At 39.8% G+C, this 17,524-nt stretch carries 21 protein-coding genes; 14 read left to right on the forward strand and 7 right to left on the reverse strand.

Annotated elements, in window-relative coordinates:
• The first annotated feature begins 22 nt into the window (after positions 1-22).
• The 9 genes from JI665_RS01770 to JI665_RS01810 all read left to right on the forward strand — a co-directional run bounded on the left by JI665_RS01770 (position 23) and on the right by JI665_RS01810 (position 8,718).
• Positions 23-595 carry a TRAP transporter small permease gene (locus JI665_RS01770; RefSeq protein ID WP_206835504.1) on the forward strand — a complete coding sequence of 191 codons (573 nt, stop codon included), beginning with the start codon at positions 23-25 and terminating at the stop codon, positions 593-595.
• Positions 585-1,889 carry a TRAP transporter large permease gene (locus tag JI665_RS01775; protein ID WP_206835506.1) on the forward strand — a complete coding sequence of 435 codons (1,305 nt, stop codon included), beginning with the start codon at positions 585-587 and terminating at the stop codon, positions 1,887-1,889. The genes JI665_RS01770 and JI665_RS01775 overlap by 11 nt, the downstream gene beginning before the upstream one ends.
• Positions 1,890-1,942: 53 nt before the next feature.
• Positions 1,943-3,295, forward strand: coding sequence for an aromatic ring-hydroxylating oxygenase subunit alpha (locus JI665_RS01780; protein ID WP_206835508.1), 1,353 nt, complete (start codon positions 1,943-1,945; stop codon positions 3,293-3,295).
• Positions 3,292-3,816, forward strand: coding sequence for a 3-phenylpropionate/cinnamic acid dioxygenase subunit beta (locus JI665_RS01785; protein WP_206835511.1), 525 nt, complete (start codon positions 3,292-3,294; stop codon positions 3,814-3,816). The genes JI665_RS01780 and JI665_RS01785 overlap by 4 nt, the downstream gene beginning before the upstream one ends.
• Positions 3,817-4,132: 316 nt before the next feature.
• Positions 4,133-4,987, forward strand: a complete 855-nt coding sequence (locus JI665_RS01790; RefSeq protein ID WP_206835514.1) for a MurR/RpiR family transcriptional regulator — start codon at positions 4,133-4,135, stop codon at positions 4,985-4,987.
• A 51-nt stretch (positions 4,988-5,038) separates the two neighbouring features.
• Positions 5,039-6,418 carry a YjiH family protein gene (locus JI665_RS01795; RefSeq protein WP_206835518.1) on the forward strand — a complete coding sequence of 460 codons (1,380 nt, stop codon included), beginning with the start codon at positions 5,039-5,041 and terminating at the stop codon, positions 6,416-6,418.
• Between the two features lie 75 nt (positions 6,419-6,493).
• Positions 6,494-7,312, forward strand: a complete 819-nt coding sequence (locus JI665_RS01800) for a GNAT family N-acetyltransferase (RefSeq protein ID WP_206835520.1) — start codon at positions 6,494-6,496, stop codon at positions 7,310-7,312.
• Between the two features lie 12 nt (positions 7,313-7,324).
• A complete protein-coding gene (gene menC / locus JI665_RS01805; protein WP_206835523.1) occupies positions 7,325-8,434 on the forward strand; it encodes an o-succinylbenzoate synthase in 1,110 nt (369 codons plus the stop codon).
• Positions 8,435-8,577: 143 nt separating this feature from the next.
• On the forward strand, positions 8,578-8,718 hold the full coding sequence (locus JI665_RS01810; RefSeq protein WP_206835525.1) for a hypothetical protein: 141 nt from the start codon (positions 8,578-8,580) through the stop codon (positions 8,716-8,718).
• A 69-nt stretch (positions 8,719-8,787) separates the two neighbouring features.
• On the opposite strand, the gene JI665_RS28845 is transcribed toward JI665_RS01810, so the two are convergent.
• Together JI665_RS28845 and JI665_RS01815 are read right to left on the reverse strand one after the other, a co-directional pair.
• Positions 8,788-8,913, reverse strand: a complete 126-nt coding sequence (locus tag JI665_RS28845) for a hypothetical protein (protein WP_280516052.1) — start codon at positions 8,911-8,913, stop codon at positions 8,788-8,790.
• 98 nt (positions 8,914-9,011) lie between these two features.
• Positions 9,012-9,206: an alpha/beta-type small acid-soluble spore protein gene (locus JI665_RS01815; RefSeq protein ID WP_009331132.1), complete on the reverse strand. Its 195-nt coding sequence runs from the start codon at positions 9,204-9,206 to the stop codon at positions 9,012-9,014.
• Between the two features lie 273 nt (positions 9,207-9,479).
• Here JI665_RS01815 and JI665_RS01820 point away from each other — a divergent pair, with 273 nt between their 5' ends.
• The 3 genes from JI665_RS01820 to JI665_RS01830 are packed head-to-tail and all read left to right on the forward strand — an operon-like array spanning position 9,480 to position 12,492.
• The gene (locus JI665_RS01820; RefSeq protein ID WP_206835527.1) at positions 9,480-10,748 is read left to right on the forward strand and encodes an ammonium transporter; all 1,269 of its coding nucleotides are present in this window, start codon (positions 9,480-9,482) and stop codon (positions 10,746-10,748) included.
• Between the two features lie 35 nt (positions 10,749-10,783).
• Complete coding sequence (locus JI665_RS01825; protein WP_206835531.1) at positions 10,784-11,767, forward strand: DUF294 nucleotidyltransferase-like domain-containing protein; 984 nt, start codon at positions 10,784-10,786, stop codon at positions 11,765-11,767.
• Positions 11,767-12,492 carry an exonuclease domain-containing protein gene (locus tag JI665_RS01830; protein ID WP_206835534.1) on the forward strand — a complete coding sequence of 242 codons (726 nt, stop codon included), beginning with the start codon at positions 11,767-11,769 and terminating at the stop codon, positions 12,490-12,492. Before JI665_RS01825 ends, JI665_RS01830 begins: the two co-directional genes overlap by 1 nt.
• Positions 12,493-12,636: 144 nt before the next feature.
• Here JI665_RS01830 and JI665_RS01835 read toward each other — a convergent pair whose 3' ends face one another.
• Both JI665_RS01835 and JI665_RS01840 read right to left on the reverse strand, forming a co-directional pair.
• Positions 12,637-12,969 (reverse strand): hypothetical protein, encoded by a 333-nt coding sequence (locus tag JI665_RS01835; RefSeq protein ID WP_206835538.1) that lies wholly within the window; start codon positions 12,967-12,969, stop codon positions 12,637-12,639.
• Positions 12,970-13,123: 154 nt separating this feature from the next.
• A complete protein-coding gene (locus JI665_RS01840) occupies positions 13,124-13,360 on the reverse strand; it encodes a helix-turn-helix domain-containing protein (RefSeq protein ID WP_206835541.1) in 237 nt (78 codons plus the stop codon).
• Between the two features lie 194 nt (positions 13,361-13,554).
• On the opposite strand from JI665_RS01840, the gene JI665_RS01845 reads away from it, so the two are divergent.
• Entirely contained in the window at positions 13,555-14,118 is a 564-nt protein-coding gene (locus JI665_RS01845; protein ID WP_206835543.1) for an HAD hydrolase-like protein, read from the forward strand.
• A gap of 199 nt (positions 14,119-14,317) precedes the next feature.
• Here JI665_RS01845 and JI665_RS01850 read toward each other — a convergent pair whose 3' ends face one another.
• The 3 genes from JI665_RS01850 to JI665_RS01860 all read right to left on the reverse strand — a co-directional run bounded on the left by JI665_RS01850 (position 14,318) and on the right by JI665_RS01860 (position 16,361).
• On the reverse strand, positions 14,318-14,584 hold the full coding sequence (locus JI665_RS01850; protein ID WP_206835546.1) for a hypothetical protein: 267 nt from the start codon (positions 14,582-14,584) through the stop codon (positions 14,318-14,320).
• A gap of 15 nt (positions 14,585-14,599) precedes the next feature.
• Positions 14,600-14,722, reverse strand: coding sequence for a 3-methyladenine DNA glycosylase (locus JI665_RS01855; RefSeq protein WP_206835548.1), 123 nt, complete (start codon positions 14,720-14,722; stop codon positions 14,600-14,602).
• A gap of 202 nt (positions 14,723-14,924) precedes the next feature.
• Positions 14,925-16,361, reverse strand: a complete 1,437-nt coding sequence (locus JI665_RS01860; protein WP_206835552.1) for a carbon starvation CstA family protein — start codon at positions 16,359-16,361, stop codon at positions 14,925-14,927.
• 237 nt (positions 16,362-16,598) lie between these two features.
• On the opposite strand from JI665_RS01860, the gene JI665_RS01865 reads away from it, so the two are divergent.
• Positions 16,599-17,339, forward strand: coding sequence for a protein-glutamine gamma-glutamyltransferase (locus JI665_RS01865; RefSeq protein ID WP_206835556.1), 741 nt, complete (start codon positions 16,599-16,601; stop codon positions 17,337-17,339).
• Positions 17,340-17,524 lie beyond the last annotated feature (185 nt).

The raw sequence follows: 17,524 nt of genomic DNA on the forward strand, positions 1-17,524 counted from the left end.
AATACACTGTGAGGTGATATAAATGGAACAAGAATTACAAAAAAATATCTCGTTGGGCAAGGTAATTCCCAGCGAGCTTTCCTTTTTTCAAAAATTGACACTTTTTCTAGAAAAACTAACCCTGGCAATTAACAATATCCTGCATAAAGTCTCCAGCATATTGCTTTTCTTGTTAATGTTTCTAACTACTGCAGATGTAATAGGGAGATACTTTTTCAATAATCCGATAACAGGAACATATGAATTAACCGGTCTGGCACTCGCTTTGATGATTTTCTTTAGTCTTGGCTCAGGGCAAATATTCAAAGATCATATTGAGATTGATTTTTTGACAAGTAAAATGCCTAATAAGGTTCAGGCCGTATTGAGTGGAGCGGCTTCTCTTATTCTATTCACTCTAATGTCCCTAACAACCTGGCAATTAATCGAGTATACCAAGAGGACCTGGCAGGGAAATGAGTTAAGTGGAGATTTAGGATTACCGCTGTATATTTTTATAGGTTTGACAGTAATTGGTGCTTTTTCTTTTACCCTGACTTTTCTATTAGATGCTTTTCAGTCATTCATAAAGGCGGTGAATAAAAATGAGTCCTGAGGTAATTGGTGTTATTGGCATCTTGTTGTTGCTCACTCTGATTCTTTTAAGGGTATCAGTTGGTCTTTCACTATTCCTCGTTGGTTTTTTAGGTGTTTCATGGCTGTCTGATTGGAGTGTGGGTTTATCCCAATTAGGCTCTTCTGCATTTGGGTCTGCCAATAATTATGGTTTAAGTGTTATCCCCCTATTTATTTTAATGGGAATGTTTATGTCAAATACAGGTTTAGGCAAAGATCTTTTTGTTGCTGTTGATAAGTGGATTGGCCATTTTCGAGGCGGATTAGCAATTGCAACAGTTGGTGCAGCTTCCATCTTTTCTGCAATTTCAGGCTCATCTAATGCCACAACAGCGACATTGTCAAAAATATGCATTCCTGAAATGAATGAATATCAATATAAAAAACCCTTTTCTACTGCAGCAGTAGCAGCTGGCGGTACATTGGGAGTGCTGATACCTCCGAGTGTCCTGCTGATAATTTACGGTGCACTAACTTCTGAACCCATTGGGCCATTATTAATAGGAGGTCTTGTGCCTGGTATCCTAATGACACTCTTATTTATGCTGATGATTAATATACAAGTCCGCTTGAATCCTGAAATCGCTCCAACAAAACAGGTAGTTTCTACCACGAAAGAAAAATTCTCTTCTTTAAGAGGCATCTGGCCATTTCTGCTAATATTTGCAATAAGCATTGGCGGTATATATTTTGGCGTATTTACTCCGAGTGAAGCTGGAGGTATTGGTGCAATTGGAGCATTTGTACTTACTCTACTAACTAAACGTTTGAAATTTAAAGGCTTACTATCATCTTTGGATGAGACTTTGAGATTAACAGTTATGTTATTTTTGATTTTAATTGGGGCGGCTTTATTTGGGAAGTTTTTAGCTTTAAGCCAAATTCCAATGTATTTGACTACGCTGGTAGGAGGGCTTGATGTATCTCCGTACGTAATATTGGCTTTAATCCTGGTTGTTTATTTCATATTAGGGATGTTTCTTGAAGGTATTGCCATAATGACACTTACACTTCCAATTGTATATCCGATTATTACTCAATTAGGCTTTGATGGCTTATGGTTTGGCATCATTATGATCATGCTTATTAATATTGGTGTATTAACTCCGCCTCTGGGATTAAGTGTTTATATTATTAGTGGGGTAGTGAAGGATGTTCCGATTGAAAAAATCTTTAGAGGGGTAATTCCAGCAATTTGTACGATGGCGGTGTTAACTATCATACTCATTATTTTCCCAGAAATAGTAACATTTTTGCCGAGCATGATTAAGTAAGGTGAGAAAAGGTTATGAATGAATTTTAATATAATCGGAGGGGATCCTGAGACATGATAAAAAAAACATTGGACGAAAAGGCATTTCAGTTATTGAAGGAAAAAATGGAGCAGGGCTTGTTTCCGCAATGGGTGCTTACAGATCCAGATATTTATGAACTGGAAATTGATAAGATTTTTGGGCACACTTGGCAGTTTCTTGCTCATGAAACAGAGCTTAAAGATTCAGGCAGTTATGTTACCAGATGGATGGTTAATGACCCGGTCCTGCTTGTGAAAAATAGGAAAGGTGACATTAAAGGTTATTTAAACTCCTGCACCCATCGGGGGACACAGTTATGCACGGCTGATCATGGAAATAAAAAAAACTTCACTTGCCCTTATCATGGCTGGAGCTATAACTTAGATGGTGAATTAATTGGAATTGTAGCAGGCAATAAGGTTTATGGAAAAGAAATGGATAAATCAGAGTGGGGTTTAAGAGAAATTCCTCAAGTCGCAAGTTATCAGGGAATGATTTTTGGTTGCCTGGACTCTGCAGCTATGCCATTGGAAGAATATTTAGGTGATATGAAATGGTATTTTGATATATTGCTAGGCAGAAGTGACGGTGGAATGGAAGTGAGAGGTCTTCCGCAGCGTTGGGTTGCAAAAGCGAATTGGAAGGCAACGGCAGAAAATTTTGCAGCAGATCCTTACCATGTCCAAACAACCCACAGGTCCACAGTCGAGCTTGGAATCAGTCCGGAAGATCCCCTATATGCCGGATATGGGCACCAGATAGTTACCGAAAATGGACATGGCATAAATGTTATCACTTCTAAAACAGGTAAAGCCAGAGTTCCTTATCAAGGCACTCCTGATTCCATGTGGCCGATGTTTAAAAAGAATCTGACACCGGAACAGGATGAAATCTTATCTGGAGTAACCGTTTTTGTTGGAGGAGTTTACCCTAATCTTTCATTTGTAAGTCCCATTCATGGGACCGAAGGGCATCTGCATAATTATTTGAATTTTAGGATGTGGAGGCCTATAGGACCTGAAAAGGTAGAGGTTTGGTGCTGGTTTCTTATAGACAAGGCAGCCCCGGAAGAGTATAAGGAAGCTGCTTATAGGGGATATTTAGGTTCCTTTGGCCCTACCGGCACTCTTGAACAAGATGATACAGAAACGTGGGCAAGGATTGTTGAAGTCAGCAAAGGCCTAATGATGAGGGATAAAGAATTGAATTATAATAATGTCAGCAATTATTTAATGGGTTTTGATAGGGTTGAACCGGATGAATCCTTCCCAGGGCCGGGAATCGCCTATCCAACCACTTATTTAGATGCTATTTCGAGAAGTATGCATGAGAATTGGTTTAAGCTAATTTCAAAAGACCTCTTTGTAAAGGAGGCTGTAAAATGAGTTCATATTTGTCAATTCCAATTACAGCCCACTTGCAAATGGAGATAACTAATCTTCTTAACCTGGAAGCTTACTATTTGGATAATGGGAAATATAAAGAGTGGCTTGACCTATTGTCTGACGATCTCACATATAGAATGCCTCTTAGGGAAACACTTGAAGGAGTAGGAGCCGATAATGTATCCAAAGATGCTTCATTCTTTGAGGAAACAAAGAAGTCGTTAACTACACGGGTAAATCGTCTATATACAAAGTCTGCATGGGTTGAGAATCCGGCCACCAGGCAGCGTCACTTTATCTCAAATATCATGGTTGAGAGCACGAAAGATCCTGATGAATTTAAAGTGAGAAGTTATTTTTTATTCAAAAGAAGCAGAGGGTCAACCCATGATATAGAAGAGATGTTTGGCGAGAGAAATGATATCGTAAGAAAAGAAAGTAATCAGTGGAAAATTGCATCAAGAACAATTCTTCCAGATCAATCTGTTATTACGACAATGAATATGAGCATGTTTTTATAACACTCAACCCACTAAAGGCACTCTTTAGTGGGTTTTTTAATTATAAGGTGATCACTGAAACTTCTGGCAGTTTTTAAGGGTTAAAATGCATAAAAATAAATTATTTTTGTTAAAAATACATTTTTCTCTTGCTAAAGAAGTATTTCATCCTTTAAAATTCTCTTAAAGAAGGATTCCCTTCATGTAGAAGATAGATTCCTAGATGGATATAGATAAAAATAATTTAGAATAGTGGAAATTCTTCTTGTTCGGGAAGCATTTCATGCTTTATACTTTGCATAAGAAGTTTTTCCTTCACTATTCATGAGGAGCCGGCATGGATAAGAAAACAATGAGCCAGATGATTAAAGAAAGCTATTCCTCACTCTCCCCAGGACAGAGGAAAGCTGCTGAATTTATTTTGGAGCACGCTGATGAAGCAGTTTTATTAACAGCATTTCAAGTCGGAAGAAATGCAGGAGTCAGTGAGACAACAGTCATTCGTCTTGCGTATGCACTTGGGTTCAGCGGTTATTCCCAAATGCAGGATCGAATCAGAAAAGAGTGGCTTGCCGGGAAACAGCAGGATTACATTGAAAATGACTCAGTCATAGAAAATGCTGAGAAAGAGAACCTGTTTAGGAGAGTCATTGATCAAGAGAGGAAAATACTTCTGCAATTGCTTGATCAGGTTGATGAAAGGGAAGTTTGGGAAGCGATTAATGCATTAATACAGGCAGACAGGGTTTATATTGGGGGTTTTGGCAGTTCTTTTGCCGCTGCATACTGGTTTTATTACACACTTAAACAAATAAGGGGAAATGTTTTTATCTCAAGTCCTGGCGGCTTTCTTCCTGAGGATGTGTGTGATTTAACAGAGCAATCGGCCGTTGTCATTTTTTCTTTTCCTCGATACCGGAAAGAAGCGTTAAAGCTTGCTTCTATTGCTGAAAGGCAAGGTTCCAGGATTGTTGCCATAACAGACCGCCAGCTTTCGCCAATCGGGCAGATGGCAGCAGTTACACTTACAACGGATGAGCTTATGGATTCTGGACATCATTCAATAGCTTCCGTAATTAGTATACTGGAGGTAATGATTGCAGGCATCGAAGAACGGGATTATGAAAGAATTGCAAAAAGACAGCAGGAACTGGAAGTTTTGTATGCTGAACAAGAGCTGTTTTTTGAGTAAGTCAGGACAGCAGGGGAGTTAAAACAAGAAAAATAAAAGGGGGAAAAACGAATGAGCAGTCTTTCAAAGAAGGTTCAGCAGGAGGAAAGGGCATCCTACACAGCCGGGGACTATTTAAAATTTTTAATTCCTTCACTGGTCGGGGTTTTACTTTTTATGGTACCGATTCAAGGAGATGATGGGATTACCATCCCGGTTGCTTATTTAGCAAATCAAATTAATGGATTACTGGGAGATTCCATTCCTTCAATTACTGTTATTATAATGGCTCTTTCAGTAATTGGCTCACTGATGGCAGTAATTTTTAAACCGGGATTTATCTTGAACAGCCCATATTTGAACAAATTACTGAATGTCAGTAAATTTTGGGTGGCAGCCCGTTTGCTTGGAACAGTTTTTGCTATTATTACATTATTTGAGTTTGGTCTGGAACCGGTATATTCAGAGAATACGGGCGCGCTTTTAATCTATGATTTGATCCCTATACTATTTACTACATTTCTCCTGGCAGGTTTATTGCTGCCGCTTCTATTAAATTTCGGTCTCCTCGAATTTTTTGGTGCATTATTGATTAAAGTTATGAGGCCAGTTTTTAAGCTGCCGGGGCGATCTTCGCTTGATTGTCTGGCATCATGGGTAGGTGACGGGACAATTGGAGTCCTGTTAACGACAAAACAATATGAAGAAGGATATTACACAAAGCGGGAGGCAGCAGTGGTGGCAACAACCTTCTCAGTTGTTTCCATTACTTTTACGATTGTAATTATTCAATATTTAAACTTAGAGCAATATTTCGTTCATTACTATTTAACGATTATCCTGGCTGGTCTGGTGGCAGCTATAGTAATGCCTCGAATTCCCCCTTTATCAAGGAAAGCCGATACGGCGTATGAAGGGACAGAGCTCAAGGCGGAAACGAATATCCCTTCTCATACTACACCTGTAAAATGGGGATTCAATAATGCCATTAAGAAGGCGCGTACAAATAATAGTGCTGCAGCAGTTGTAAAAGAAGGTTTTGAAAACGTTTTGGACATGTGGATGGGAGTTCTTCCAATTGTTATGGCGATTGGAACGGTTGCACTGGTAATTGCTGAATTCACCCCTGCATTTACCATTCTTGGCAAGCCGTTTGAACCGGTCCTGGCTTTAATGCAAATTCCGGAGGCTGCAGAAGCGGCCCAGACAATGGTGGTTGGATTTGCAGATATGTTCCTTCCAGCTGTCATCGGCAGCGGCATTGAAAGTGAAATGACAAGATTTATTATTGCCTGTGTTTCTGTAACACAGCTGGTATATATGTCTGAAATGGGCGGTCTGCTATTGGGTTCAAATCTGCCTGTCAGCATTAAGGACTTAATTCTTATTTTCCTTCTGCGTACTATTATAACGCTGCCAATTGTAGCAGCTGTGGCTCACATTATTTTTTAGGGACTTTATAGCATTTCGTAAAAAGGGCAGCATATTGGCCGGCGTATTTTTGGATATGCAGGAAAGGGGAAGGTTATGCAGAAAGAAGCGTTACCATCATTGGAAATTAAAAACCTTCATACAGTTAAGGACCTTGAAGCTGTATACGAACTTGAAACTCGAATATGGAGTGTGGAAGAAGCTGTGCCGGTTAATCATACAGTGGCAACGGTTAAAAATGGCGGGTTTGTGTTAGGTGCGTTCCTGGAAGATGAACTGATCGGCTTTCAATACAGCTTTCCCGGCTTTGACGGCACAAAGGTATATCTTTGCTCTCACAGTCTTGGTATTCACACAAAGTACCGGGCATTCGGGATTGGGGAAAAGCTGAAAAATGCGCAAAAAAAGACAGCGCTTGAGAAAGGCTATGATCTCATTTCGTGGACATATGACCCTCTGGAAACGGTTAATGCCAATCTCAATCTGCATAAGCTCGGGGCAGTGTGCACTCAATATATTGAAAATGCTTATGGTGAAATGTCAGACCATATGAATGCAGGCATACCATCTGACCGATTTTTAGTGGAGTGGCGAATTAAAGAGGAATGTCCTGAACGTCAATGGTCTGAAGATGTTCTGCCACTGGCTTTAGAAACAGGTATGGCGAATGGTGTTTATGTTCCTGAAAATACAAAGTTGTCCCATGATAATGAAAAAATTCTTATACCTGTTCCTGGGAATTTTCAGGATATTAAAAAGAAGGACTTTGAATTGGCTCTGAAATGGAGAAAGAGCACGAAAGAAGTATTCGTTCATTATCTTAGTAAAGGCTGGATTGTAACGGATCTGAAAAAGGACGTAACCGCGGAACACCAATACTTTTATCTCTTGGAAAAAGAGAAGGGATACTGCTAGGAGAATGGGAAGATGAAAATTAAAAGCATCGTTTTAAGGCACGTCAAAATGGAGCTGCTGAATCCATTTACTACAAGTGTCGGAACAGAAGTGGATAAGGACTTTATTCTGGTAGAAGTAAAATCAAAAAGCGGAGAGTCAGGCTGGGCTGAATCGGTTTCCATTATAGAGCCAATATACAATGAAGAAACAGTTAAAACAAATTGGCATATAATGAGTGATCACTTAATACCGATCCTTTTTGCATCAGAAATTCGGCACCCTGATGATGTTTCAGAGGCTTTCAGGCCAATCAGGGGGAATTTCAATGCCAAAGCAGCTCTCGAGGGTGCTGTCTGGGACCTATATGCGCGGGAGAAGGGGTTATCTCTCGCAAAAGCATTAGGCGGAGTAAAGGAAAAAATTGAAGTTGGCGTAAGTGTGGGCATACAGGAGTCAGAAGTAAAGATGCTCAAGCAAATTGAAGGTTATGTAAATGAAGGCTACCGGCGAATTAAGGTAAAAATCAAGCCGGGCTGGGATGTGCAAATTCTAAAATCCATCCGTGCCCAATTTCCTGAAATACAGCTTATGGCTGATGCCAATTGCGCCTATACACTTAATGATATTGATCACCTTCAAAGGCTGGAGGAGTTTAATCTAATGATGATTGAACAGCCTTTAGATCATGATGATATTATCGACCATGCCAAGCTTCAAAGTCATCTGAAAACGCCAATTTGCCTTGATGAAAGTATACATACCTTTGAGGATGCCAGAAAAGCGATTGAGCTTGGAAGCTGCAGAATCATAAATCTTAAAATCGGCCGGGTTGGCGGACTGACAGAGTCCAGAAAAATTCACGACCTTTGCAAAGATCATAACATTCCAATGTGGTGTGGCGGAATGCTTGAAGCTGGAATAGGCCGTGCGCACAATATTGCCATTACTTCACTGTCCAATTTTACGCTTCCTGGCGATACAGCCCCATCCTCCCACTACTGGAAGGAAGATATCATCGATCCTGAAGTCACTATGGAAGATGGATTTATATTCGTACCTCAAAGTCCTGGAATAGGCTATGAACCTAATCGTTCAAAAATAGAGGATGTCACTCTTTATAGCCGGACTTTCTCTAAATAATAAGATTTTCTTTGTTATCTAACAAAGTCGGTGCAGTTCACCATTGCGGTGAACTGTTTTTGTTTTTAGAGCTGTCAATAGGCATATTCTAATCCGTACAGAAACAAGATAATAGCAAGGTAAGCATAAAGGGAGGGTTAATCGTGAAGGAAGAAGATAAACAAGACATTGAAGGATTAAATCAGATATTTGAAATCATAAATGCAAAAGGTGATAAGGGAGAAATTAATGAAATTTTGAAAAGGCAAAACAGTAAAATGTGTGAATCAGAAAAGGAAAAGTAAAGGATATGGTTTATTTTAAAATCACAAAAAAAGGCAGTCAAGTGACGTGCCTTTTTTGTGTGAGCCAGTTTATTTTTGCAGATCTTTTTTTGTCACTTCGCTTCTGATATCTGCCTCTCTTGAGAACTCAGTATCCTGTTTTTTGTTATTAGGATATTTGTTTTTTCTTTCGCGGTTGTCATTTTTGTTGGTCATGGGTATGCCTCCGTTCGGTCAGTCTCCTGTTGTGTGAAACTATTTTTTTTAATAACCGGCCCATGGATAGGGCCGGTTAAGTCCAGCAAAAACATCCTCTACTGATTCTGCTGGTTTTTAAGCTGCTGTTCTGCCATTGCGACAAGACGCTTTGTCATCTCCCCGCCGACAGAACCGTTTGCTCGTGCGGTCGTATCAGCACCAAGCTGAACTCCAAACTCATTGGCGATTTCCTGTTTCATTTGATCCAATACATTTCCTGCACCGGGTACCAAAAGTTTGTTTCTTGCCATGATACATCACTCCCGACGTTTATTTGAGCAAATGAATGCTCGTTTTTAACTTAACCGATTAATATCAGACGGATGCAACTATAAAATTGCCAATCATTTTTATTTGAAAACGATGTTAGGTTATCTGACGTAAAAATTAAAAATTTTCTAAAAACAGATTGACTTCCATAAAATTTAGAGTAAAATAAGGATTAAATTAAATGATGTTAGATAATATAACATTAATTTTATATTAAATCTAACATCAAAAATAATAACAGGGAGGAATTACAATTGGATGCCACATTTTTAATGAACAGTCTGTGGGTTATGCTGGGAGCAATTTTAGTCATTTTTATGCTTGGCGGATTTATTATGCTGGAAGCCGGTTCTACCAGGATGAAAAATGCGGGGCATATTGCAGGAAAAACGATCTTTACCTTTGGTTTATCATCATTAGTGTTTTGGGCTGTGGGCTTTGGTTTCATATTTGGTGATAATGCAAATATCCTCGTTGGGCTTACAAATTTCTTTTACTCAGGTGCTGAACTTGAAGAGATGGGCTTATCTTCTTCGGTATTCTTCGTATTTCAGCTGGCATTTGCCGGTATTGCCATCACGATTGCACTTGGCGGATTTGCTGAACGTGCAAAACTATCCGTTTACCTCATTTTTACCGTATTATTTTCCGCAATAGTTTATCCTGTCGTTGCTCATTGGATTTGGGGAGGAGGCTGGCTTGCAGAACACGGCAAGCAGGACTTTGCCGGTTCAACAGTTGTTCACTTAACAGGTGCAATGGCAGCCTTGGCTGCTACTATATTACTTAAGCCCCGAATTGGAAAATTTAATAAAGATGGTTCGGCTAACAATATCTATGGGCATAACCAAGTATATACAGCTCTGGGTGTGCTGATCCTGTGGGTAGGCTGGTTCGGGTTTAACGCTGGGAGTACATTGACTGTGGAAGATGGGTTCTTTGGATTTGTAGCTCTTAACACAAATCTTGCTGCCGGAGCAGGTGCAGTATCAGCTCTGATCATTTCCTGGGTGGTTATGGGGAAATCCGATGTGCCGACAATGCTTAATGGTGCGCTGGCAGGCCTGGTCGCTATTACAGCTTCCTGCGCATTTGTTGATACATGGGCAGCTGTTGTCATAGGGTTTGTAGCAGGAATCCTTGTATTCTACAGTGTGCGTTTCTTTGAAAAGAGAAAAATCGATGATCCCATCTTTGCGCTATCTGTTCACGGTGCAGCTGGGGTTTGGGGAACATTATCCACTGGTTTCTTTGCAACACCTGAATTGGCAGCAGTCGGAAAGCCTGGATTGTTTTATGGCGGAGGTTTTGAACAGCTGGGAGTCCAGGTCATGGGTGTAGCTGTCTCTGCTCTTTATGCTTTTGCTGTATCCTTCATTATTTTGGCAGCTGCCAAAAAAGTATTGGGAGGACTTCGGGTAACAGAGGAAGAAGAAATTATGGGATTAGATTTAAGTGAACATGGAAGCTACGGATATCCGGAAGTCTTCATGGCTGATGAAAACAAAAGTTTAAGCTCGTAAGCAAGACGCGAACTTTCCTTAAAGGAAGTGCCCGGATGGAATCATCATTTAATTCATATCAATCCCTGAAAAAGTGGAAAGAGGAACAGATAATAAAATATCGTTATGATGCCAGTGCTCTGAATGAATTTCACGACCTTATCATGAAAGCTGTTATTAACATAGCTTTGGAGCGATTGAATATAGTAAAATCACCTTCATGGAAGTTTGCCTGGTTTACAATGGGAAGCGGCGGAAGAAAGGAACAGGGCTTTCTGAGTGACCAGGACCATGGATTGGTATTTGAACCGGGAGCGGCTGAAGCAGAAGTGTATTTTTTGCAGCTGGGGGAGGAAATTTCAAAAGGTCTGCATGCAGTGGGATATCCATATTGCGAAGGGAATGTGATGTGTTCAAATCCGCTGTGGTGCAAGTCGCTTTCTAAATGGAAAGAACAGATCCAAACATGGATGCAGGAGGAGACTCTGCAGACGATAAGAAATCTCCACATTTTCTATGACAGCAGAGTGCTTGAAGGCCAGGAGGATTATATATCCGAATTAAAGTCTTTTATCCACATGAACATTCAAAAATCCCCCCATTTGCTGACCAGGATGATGGAAACCAGCATGCATATAAAAAAATCAGTCGGTCCATTTGGCCAGATTCTGACAGAGGAAAAGGGGAGCCATCAAGGAGAACTGGATCTTAAATATGCGGCATTTATACCTTATGTAAATGCTGTTAGAATTCTTGCAGTCAAAGAAGGGTTATCGGAGACGTCCACTATTGCCCGAATGAGTAAGCTCAAAGAAATGAATGGCTATGAGGAGGAAATGGGTAAATATAAAAGTAATTTTGCTGCATTGTTAAAATGGAGACTCCAGTCATACAGGCAAAGAGATACTTATGATGATACCCATTACATTCAGCTGAAATCCTTATCAAAATCTGAAAGAAATGAATTGAAGAATATTTTAAAGGATGGAAAAAAGCTTCATCAGTTTGTGATTCGGGCCATTGAAAAGGGTGCAGGTTAGTGGGATTCCATCCTTTCGTCCAATTTGTCAGAGGTATTCAGGGAAAACTTCAAACTAATATGTTCGGTGGGATGAATGGTCAAAATCCGCAGCATATCGCATTTATAAGGCAAATGCAGAGGGAACTGGAGAATACCGATTCAATGGATATTCCATTCGGGAAATTGAATGTGGCTGTCTTTGATATTGAAACAACTGGATTTTATCCCGATAAAGGGGATCAGATTATATCGATTGGTGCGGTTAAAATTATTAAAGGGAAAATCAGTGAAGACAGTTTTTATTCATTAGTCCGATTCGAAAAGCCTCTTTCAAACCAAATAAAGGAACTGACAGGTTTATCTGAGGGAGATTTAGAAAAAGCTCCTCCTCTCTCGGAGGTATTGATTAGCTTCCTTGAATTTGTGAAGGATATGCCGCTTGTGGCACATCATGCGAACCATGAGAAAAGCTTTATGCAGCACAGCTGCTGGAAGCTTTTCCGCACGCAATTCAAGTATAGAATATTAGATACCTCCTTCCTTTACAGGATAGCAGACCCTAATAAATCATTCTGGAGATTAGAAGACCTTTGTGAATTTTATAGCATTCCTGTTTATAACCGCCATCATGCCCTGGGGGATGCAAAGCTTACAGCTCTCTTATGGTGCCGCTTGATCGAAGAAGTTCATAAATTAGGATGCTCCAACTTAAATGAGGTTTACGAGCGCCTAGCCAGGTTTTAGCTAAAAAGAAATAGGCCAAACACAGTACAGACAGAAATTACAAAGGTCTGCGTACAAATCAAAATATAGATTAAAGCCCCAATCACAAGATTGGGGCAAATTTGTTATTCCTAAGGCTCGCAGCACAAAGCAAAAAGTTCTCCCTTAGAATTCCCCGTCAAATGGAGTAAAAGGAATGTTAAGTCTATTCTCAACTGCTCTTAGCCTTTGGTTCAGCCTATTAAGCCTTCGTGTATGGCGGTCAACGGTCTGATTCAGCATCTTAACCTGGTCAGTCAAATTTACCAGCTGCCTGTTCAGTCGTGTAATCTCTCTGGATTGGTCCTGATTTTGCCTTTCTAAAGCTGTAACCCTTCTTTCGAGCTGCTGGGGCTGTCTGTCAGAATTATATTGTTCGAACTGCTGAAATTCATATTCAGGGGTGAAGTGGGCTGCTGGCTGAGGAAGATAACCTTGATAATAGCCATATGGATACATTGGGCACTCTCCTTTTATACAAAAATCCTATAACTCCTTATAAGTTATGCATAAATGGGCGGAGAGACACGGCAAATGCCTATTTTAATTGCCGGATGCTAATTTGTGATCGGTATCATCTGAAGGGAAGGTCTTTAAACAGCCGCATCTGTCTTTACATGAGGGGGGGGACACCTTTGCTGATTTCTGAAACAAGGGAAGCGAGTGATTGCATCTGCTGGTCATCGAGGTCAAAAGCAATTTTAATCTTGTTTTCAAGATCAGCTGTTACTCTTCTCTTGCCTACCTCAACCAGAGCTATTAAAGAGAAGCTGCAGCTGACAACTCTTGCGAAATCACGCTGTGTCATGTTATAGCTTTTTCTGATTAGCTTAATAATTTCTTTGTTCATTCATATTCATCCTTTAAAAATTCACCCTATTTTATCAGGGTAAGATTTTTTACTCTTATAGCTATTAAATTAGCATTGTGCCATAGGTTTGTCAAAGTAATTTAATTACAATGGAAAAGCAGTTTAATAGATTGGCTCCAGGTATAATGACTGAAATTAGGGGATAAAAAGAAATTAAAAGGGGGCTTTGCCTGGTGAATATACTTTGGGATTTTGATGGTACTTTGTTTAATACATACCCAGCCTATACAGCGATTGTCAGGGAAGTAATGGGAGACGAAAAGATTTCAGACGAAGAGATCTTTTGGCAGTTAAAAGTTTCATTCAGCGTTGCTTTTGAACATTTCGGATTGAATGACGAACAAATTAAAGCAATCAGGATGATGGCGAGACAGCTGCGGCCTAAAGATTTAACGCCTTTTCCTGAGGTTGAGCATGTATTAAAACAGGCTGATAAGAATGTTATCATGACTCACAAGGAAAGAGATGATGTTCTATCTATATTAACCTTCCATAAATTAGATGGGTACTTTGCCGATATGGTAGCAGGAGACGATGGCTATCCCCGCAAGCCTCACACTGCATCTTATGAATTTCTTCATGGGAAGCATAAGGTTGATCTAGCAATAGGAGACAGGGAAATAGACATTCTGCCGGCAAGGGAACTTGGCATAAGAACCTGCCTCTTTCAGAATAATACTCCAGGTGCAGATTACTATTTGAGTCACTATAAGGATTTTAATAAGATAATTAAATAAATCCTTCATAGAAATACACTGCTTGTAAGATTATGAGGGCATAAAAATAGACGCCTGACACTTTATTCGCTGCCAGGCGTCTTAGTTAATAAATCAAGTGTTCTTGGTGAATTTTCCTTTGTATTCATCAGAGTTATTTTATCCGGTTTAATTTCAAGAGCAATTAAATTGGAATTTGACCCATAGTATTCTGCCTTTCTTACGTCCTTGTTCCATCGTCATATTTATCGCCAAACAGCTTCTTCTTTTTTATCGTTTCAAAGTCCGCTTTGTACTTTTCCTCTGTAGAAGAACTGTTCTTTATTTTTGAGCCGTTTTTTTCTTCTTCTTTTTCTTGTTTTAAGTCTTCCACTGGAATAGGATCTACATTCTTCTCACTTTCATACTTGTCAAATAAACTTTCTTTTTCGGTTTTATATTGCTCAGGATTATCCATCTTTCCGTTCTGTATGTTTTTGTCAGCCATTTTTAGACATCCTCCTTAATTCCGCTTCTCTTCCTGAGGTTTTGCCGGTTCTCTTTGGGGCTCGATATCTTTGTTGTTTTTTTTCTTTTCTTCTTGTTCTATAGAATTATTTTTGTCTGATTTTTTTTTATCTGACATCGTAATAAAACCTCCTTTAACTGTTAGTATTCATTACCCGCTATATGAAGAGTAAAACCCAGCGGGACAGATATCCAGAGTGCAGTGCTAACCAAATAGAAAGACAGACAACAACTAAATTTGAAAAAAAGGATTGGTCTAAAGGATATCAGCCAATAAAAAAATGCACCTTCACTTTGTTGAATGAGGTGCATTTTTACAGTTAAGCCGCTGTTAAGCTGGAACTATTTTTGTTAAGCTGTCTATGTTTTATAATCTGGTAGACATACCACACTGCTATCGCAAGCGTAATGACTGAACCGATGATCATCGATAATTGATAATTCATCCGAAAGCCTTCAGGTGCATAAAAAATATATGTGGATACTACACCTGTCATAAACAATGCAGGTACACCGCAAATCCAGTGAAATTTCTTATTTTTCAAGAGGTACATCGTGGCGGTCCAAAGCATGACTGCAGCCGTAACCTGATTTGTCCACCCAACATATCTCCATAGGAAAGAGTAATCAATTGTTGCAAGGTATAAAGTTGGAAGAGCCACTGGCAAAGTGGTGATGACAACCTTCCATCTGCCATTGATTTTCATAAAAGATGACAGTGATTCAGCCAGCATCATTCTTGAAGAGCGAAGAGCTGTATCACCGGTTGTAATCGGGAGAATAATAACTCCTAAAATAGCAAGTATCCCTCCGAATGTACCAAGGAGGCTGCTTGAAATTTCATTAACGACTCCAGCTGGGCCTCCAGCTGCTAATGCTTCCTGAAGACCTCCTGTTCCGCCGAAAAATGTCATGCCCGCAGCAGCCCAGATTAAAGCGATTATCCCTTCTCCAATCATTGCTCCATAGAAAACCTTTCTTCCATCGCTTTCCTTTTTCAGTGTTCTTGAGACAATCGGACTCTGTGTTGAATGAAATCCAGAAATGGCACCGCAGGAAACGGTGACCATCAGTAAGGGCCAGATAGGAAGCTCTCCGGGATGAAAGTTAGAAAGCGTTACATTCGGTATGGATTTTTCGCTGAAAAGCAATGCGATTGCAATGGATACAGCCATAAAAATTAAAATAGCTCCAAGAAAAGGATAAATTTTTCCGATAATCCTGTTTACAGGCAGCACAGCTGCCAGGATGAAGTAAGCAAAAATAATGAACAATGAAGCCATAAAACTTAATGGTGTTATGCTGGAAATAAGCTGTGCCGGTCCAGCGGTAAAAGCAGCGGCAACCAATACCATTAAGAGAATAGAAAAAATATTAATGGCTGTTTTGGCCGGTTTTCCTAAATATCTGCCAACAATAGAGGGAAATTGCTCACCTTTATGCCTCAAAGAGAGCATCCCTGAAAAATAATCATGAACAGCGCCGGCAAAAATGGAACCGGCCACTATCCAGATAAAAGCAACTGGTCCATATAAAGCCCCCATGATAGCACCGAAAATTGGACCCAGTCCAGCAATATTCAATAATTGGATCAAGCTGCCTTTCCACCAGCTCATTGGAACATAGTCCATTCCGTCATTTTCTGTGTAAGCCGGTGTAGGACTGCTATCATTTATACCAAAGATTCGCTCTACTACTTTGGAATAAATGGCGTATCCTGCCACAAGCAAAACAATCGATCCTAAAAAAGTCCCCATGTAACAAGCCTCCTGTTGTGAATAATTATTGTTAAAGTCTGAAACTTATGAATATGTGGAATATTGTACAAGCAAATTGGAAGGAAAAGCAAGCATATTTCAGAAAAAAGATATTTTCCGATAATAAATAACGCTTACATTTTTATAGATATCAAAAAGGCGGAGACAAATAATGGAGGAACCCTCCTGCAAAAGAAACCATAAGCTACTATAAGTTCATTTGAAGGGGGGAAGACAATGATTATCCTTTCGAATAATCAAAATAAACCGGGGGCTTCCAGCTTCTTTGGTGTTCAGCGTGAAATTTATCTTGCTCTGGAGAGCAGTCCGGAGACTCATCAATATGATTCAATGCATGAACTGCTATTTGATATCCATTTAAGGGAGAATATCATCAAAGCAGCAAGGCAGCTTCATGCGAGCCGAGTAGAATTTGCACCCTTTAACACATCACGTTTCAATCCCCGTATATGGAGAAAGACAAAATATGGATACCTGCTCGATCCATCCATCTTACCGTCAGCTGCGATTATGGATGTGTTCACCAACAGCTGGGAATATGCTTTTGAATGTACAACAGCCATTGTGCTGATTTTTTATAAAGCTGTCTTGGACTCCATCTCTGTCAGCCGCTTCAATACACTATTTCAGGGGCTGCTTGTATGGGACTGGAATTATGATCATGATCTATCGATTGTTACAAAACGGGGCAGGCACTTCATACCTGGTGATGTGGTTTATTTTTATAATCCTGATTATGATCACCCAGTTTGGACAGGTGAGAATTCTGTTTATTTGGGCGGGGGTATGTTCTTTGGACATGGGGTTGGCATGGAAAGCGAAGCAGGGATGATAAGAGCCCTTAATACGTTAAGAAAACCAGGTGCTACAAGGGATGCATATCTTATTTCACAGCACAGCCGTTTGAATGTGAAGTATTTATCCCAGTTTGCAAAGCGGCCATTATCTATAGCGTAAAACGCAGGTAAGCTGGCATTTCAATAGGGTGAATCGCTTATTTTTCAGAAGCCATTCACCCAAATTTATCCTCAATTCTAGTATATTAAGACGATTTTCCCGTTCTTCCGTTATTTGTGTCCTTAAGAGGCATATTTCCTGTAAATGTGGGAAAACAAAAGATAATGAATATAGACATATACACC

This window comes from Bacillus sp. NTK034 (assembly GCF_017303275.1).
In the GTDB taxonomy this organism is placed as follows: Bacteria; Bacillota; Bacilli; order Bacillales; family Cytobacillaceae; genus Cytobacillus.

Bases quoted from the DNA above. Each gene is read 5' to 3' on its own strand.
- JI665_RS01770 (WP_206835504.1), top strand. From the start codon at position 23: ATGGAACAAGAATTACAAAAAAATATCTCGTTGGGCAAGGTAATTCCC.
- JI665_RS01775 (WP_206835506.1), top strand. From the start codon at position 585: ATGAGTCCTGAGGTAATTGGTGTTATTGGCATCTTGTTGTTGCTCACT.
- JI665_RS01780 (WP_206835508.1), top strand. From the start codon at position 1,943: ATGATAAAAAAAACATTGGACGAAAAGGCATTTCAGTTATTGAAGGAA.
- JI665_RS01785 (WP_206835511.1), top strand. From the start codon at position 3,292: ATGAGTTCATATTTGTCAATTCCAATTACAGCCCACTTGCAAATGGAG.
- JI665_RS01790 (WP_206835514.1), top strand. From the start codon at position 4,133: ATGGATAAGAAAACAATGAGCCAGATGATTAAAGAAAGCTATTCCTCA.
- JI665_RS01795 (WP_206835518.1), top strand. From the start codon at position 5,039: ATGAGCAGTCTTTCAAAGAAGGTTCAGCAGGAGGAAAGGGCATCCTAC.
- JI665_RS01800 (WP_206835520.1), top strand. From the start codon at position 6,494: ATGCAGAAAGAAGCGTTACCATCATTGGAAATTAAAAACCTTCATACA.
- menC (WP_206835523.1), top strand. From the start codon at position 7,325: ATGAAAATTAAAAGCATCGTTTTAAGGCACGTCAAAATGGAGCTGCTG.
- JI665_RS28845 (WP_280516052.1), bottom strand. From the start codon at position 8,913: ATGACCAACAAAAATGACAACCGCGAAAGAAAAAACAAATATCCTAAT.
- JI665_RS01815 (WP_009331132.1), bottom strand. From the start codon at position 9,206: ATGGCAAGAAACAAACTTTTGGTACCCGGTGCAGGAAATGTATTGGAT.
- JI665_RS01825 (WP_206835531.1), top strand. From the start codon at position 10,784: ATGGAATCATCATTTAATTCATATCAATCCCTGAAAAAGTGGAAAGAG.
- JI665_RS01835 (WP_206835538.1), bottom strand. From the start codon at position 12,969: ATGTATCCATATGGCTATTATCAAGGTTATCTTCCTCAGCCAGCAGCC.
- JI665_RS01840 (WP_206835541.1), bottom strand. From the start codon at position 13,360: ATGAACAAAGAAATTATTAAGCTAATCAGAAAAAGCTATAACATGACA.
- JI665_RS01850 (WP_206835546.1), bottom strand. From the start codon at position 14,584: ATGGCTGACAAAAACATACAGAACGGAAAGATGGATAATCCTGAGCAA.
- JI665_RS01855 (WP_206835548.1), bottom strand. From the start codon at position 14,722: ATGTCAGATAAAAAAAAATCAGACAAAAATAATTCTATAGAACAAGAA.
- JI665_RS01860 (WP_206835552.1), bottom strand. From the start codon at position 16,361: ATGGGGACTTTTTTAGGATCGATTGTTTTGCTTGTGGCAGGATACGCC.
- JI665_RS01865 (WP_206835556.1), top strand. From the start codon at position 16,599: ATGATTATCCTTTCGAATAATCAAAATAAACCGGGGGCTTCCAGCTTC.